Here is a 1,109-nt window from a genome sequence, read left to right on the forward strand (position 1 = left end):
GCGTAGACGGATGCGGCGGAGGCGACGGGTCCTGCGACGGTGGAGAAGACGCTGACGACCTTGGAGACTTCGGTGAAGGGGGCGTTGGAGACGTAGACGAGGTCGCGGTTGCGCATGCGGAAGGCCTGGGAGGTGAACAGGCTGTTGGGGTCGCGCATGTCGATGCGGTAGACCACGGGGACGACCGGGGTGGTCAGCAGCGGCGAGGCCGGGTTGAGGCGGCGCACCACCGCGGCCGGCTCGAAGCGGAACACGAAGGTGCCGGCGGGGTCGGCCTGGAAGTCGGACAGGCCGCGCGCCTTGGCCAGCGCCTGGGCCAGCGTGATGCCTTCGGCCGAGAACGGCAGCTCGGTGGCGTTGCCGAGCGCGCCCACCGCGAGGAAGGTCTGGGGGTCGCGCACCAGCGTCAGCACGTCGTTGGGGCGCAGGTAGATGTTCTCGCGCGGGTTGGCCACCAGGGTCGTCATCGGCACGGTGGTGGTGCGGTCCCCGCGCGAGAGGCGCACGAAGGTCTCGGAGACGGGCGAGCGCACGCCGCCGGCGGACGCCACGACGTCGAGGAGGCGGTCGCCGCCGGTGGACAGCGGCAGGCGGGCGCCGGCGACGGCCTCGCCGGTGACGGTGACGGCCTGCGAGATCGGCTTGGTGACCGAGACCAGCACCTGCGGCTGGATCGCCTTGCCGGCGAGCTCGTTCTCGATCAGCGTCTGGACGTCCTGGGTGCGGCGTCCGGCGACGTGGATGCGTCCGGCGTAGGGCACCGAGATCGCGCCGTCGCGGCCGACCGCCTGCTCGGGGATGAGGGCGGACTTCGAGCCGGCGGAGAAGCGGTCGGCGACGAGGGGCCCTGAGAACAGGCCGCCGGAGCCGGCTTCCCAGACCGAGACGGCGACGTAGTCGCCGACGCCGATCACCGGCTCGATCGAGGGGCGCTTGTCGCCGAAGGAGGCGAGCAGGCTGTCGAGCGGGCGTCCGCGCAGGGCCTCGATCACGGCCGGCGTCACGTCGACGAGCTCGTAGCGCGCCAGCAGCCCCTCCGGCGTCGAGACCTCCGCCCCCGCCTCGACGGCCCGCGCCGTCGGACCCGAAGCCGGAAGAACCGAACAGCC

General features: G+C 72.8%; 1 protein-coding gene. It reads right to left on the reverse strand.

Annotation, left to right across the window (positions count from 1 at the left end):
* The coding region (locus tag FV229_RS26950; RefSeq protein WP_147754830.1) for a polysaccharide biosynthesis/export family protein at window positions 1–1,109 on the reverse strand (1,109 nt) is incomplete at both ends.

Origin of the sequence: Methylobacterium sp. WL120 (genome assembly GCF_008039465.1) — a bacterium.
Lineage (GTDB): Bacteria > Pseudomonadota > Alphaproteobacteria > Rhizobiales > Beijerinckiaceae > Methylobacterium > Methylobacterium cerastii.